This window comes from uncultured Methanofollis sp. (assembly GCF_937919355.1).
Lineage (GTDB): Archaea > Halobacteriota > Methanomicrobia > Methanomicrobiales > Methanofollaceae > Methanofollis.
In genome coordinates, this window is record NZ_CALFSA010000028.1 from 1 (window position 1) to 1940 (window position 1940).

Consider the following 1940-nt stretch of genomic DNA (forward strand, 5'->3'; position numbering starts at 1 on the left):
TGTACTCCCTGACCTGCTCCTCAGACTCTCTCAATTTTGTGATTGTCTCCTTGAGACGCCTGACCATTATGTTGATGCTCTCTTCCAGGCGGGCGAACTCAAGCCCTTTTGTCGTCCTGATCCTGTGGTTGAGGTCGCCCCGTGCGATGATACTAACGTCCTCCACGATGGTGTCCACGGGTTGAGTGATGTACCACAAAGAAGCGAGGGTTACCAGCGCCCCGAAGAGGATGCCAAGTATCTCCGTGATGATATTGAACAGTCTGACCGTGTTGATGTGGTCGACCCTTTCCTGCAGGTTGTAGGTGACTTCGACGATCCTGATGCTCTCGTCTGTCCCCTGATCGGGTTCGACGAAGAGGTACCTGGTCATCTTTTGGGTCTGGTCGTCCATGACTGCAATGTCTGCCCGAGTTGTCATGACCTGCTGGAGGATTTCGGGCCTGAGCGTCCCTGCCGTCGTGTTCATCGGGTCGGTGAGGTCGATGGCAAGGTCTCCGAAAGTGTCATAGACCCTGACCGATTCAATGAACGGGTTGACCCCCTGCGCTTTCTCGACGATATCATGCTGGTAGATTGCCGGTATGGTGCCCTGCTGTGGGAAGGTTATGGCCACTTTCAGGAGATAGGTCCCGTCCGGGGTCAGGTCATATGCGCTGGTGGTGATCGAACCGTCGGGGTTCGTCCTGACCTCCCATGCTGGCTGTAACCGACTGTACCTGACAATGTCGGCGACCTCGGCGGTTCTGGTGAGATGTACCGATGTTGCGGTGTTTTTCCCGAACAGACGGTGCAGGTGTTCCTCCAACTGCCGGGTATCGGGCAGGGACGCATTGTCCGGCGGCGGGGTGTACTCCGTGATGTACGTGTCGAGGACGGCGACTATCTCCGTGCTGTAGTCTCGTCCCCTGGATGTCTCCTCTCTATTGACCAGGGCAACGGCCTCGCGGATCATCTCGTCGGTGTGGTCCATCACCTCCTCGTACGCCTCGACGATCTCGCCCCTTGCTTCGAGGTATGATATGGTCGAAAGAAAACCGATGGTGACGCTGATGACCAGAAACATGAAGAGCACCACGTAATGAAGAAATGGTCGTTTGTCCGGGGAGGTGGTGCTAGTCTCTTTCATGGAGTGTACCGGAGTTTGCATATGGTGTCGGGTTGTCGCCTGATCGTCACTTTCCCGCGGTATTCTTTATTTGGTATTATTATATTATATGAGTATCTATTTTTGAATGTCAAATTATAGCGCATTTAAATATATTTTCGAGTAAAATTGCCATTTTCTCCCGGTTTCTTATAGGGGGCCACCCCTGTACCGGCGAATTCGTGCAGTCTCTGGTTCATCCTCCCCGAGTCCGGCTCTGTATCTGAAAGACAGAGATAGAGTGAGGGAAGGGATCGCAATGGTACGGAAGGATCATATCTCCTGCAGGGTCCTGAGAGTGACGCCTGGATGACCTGTTCTGGATTGTCGGGGTGGGAGGATCCGGCACCTCCTCCATGGGGCTGGCACGAGCACCTTTCTCGTGCCGAAAAAAGTTTTTCCTCACTCCTGCCGTCTTCGCATCAGCAGGAAGGGGAAGAGGAGCACCACAGCCACGGTGAGCCAGACGCTCCCGAAGATATAGAGGAGACGCTCCCGGGTCGGGTCGTAGGAGTGCACCTCGGCATAACGCACCTGGTCGAAGGCGATCACGGTCGTGTTGTTCTCTGTCGAGACCTTCCCCCCCTCGCTCACCCGCCCGAGGAGGGGGTTTTTGACGTCCTGGCCCTCGGGGAGGGTGACCGTGATGTTCGAGGGCTCGGTAAAGAGGAGCTGGAGGTTTTTCTCCCGTATGGTGGCCTCATAAGTCACCGTCACGTTCCCCTTCTCGAAGGCGATGGTGTTCCGGTTCTTCTGTGTGTAGGTACAGTTCTCCCCGCACACCCCGGAGACT

Annotated in this window: 2 protein-coding genes; both read right to left on the reverse strand. The window is 55.3% G+C overall.

Features of this window, described 5'->3' with window-relative positions; all coding sequences use genetic code 11:
* The coding region (locus Q0520_RS01600; RefSeq protein ID WP_298665770.1) for a HAMP domain-containing protein at positions 1 to 1129 on the reverse strand (1129 nt) is incomplete at its 3' end.
* 420 nt (positions 1130 to 1549) lie between these two features.
* A partial coding sequence (locus tag Q0520_RS01605; RefSeq protein ID WP_298665772.1) for a DUF5803 family protein occupies positions 1550 to 1940 on the reverse strand: 391 nt, incomplete at its 5' end.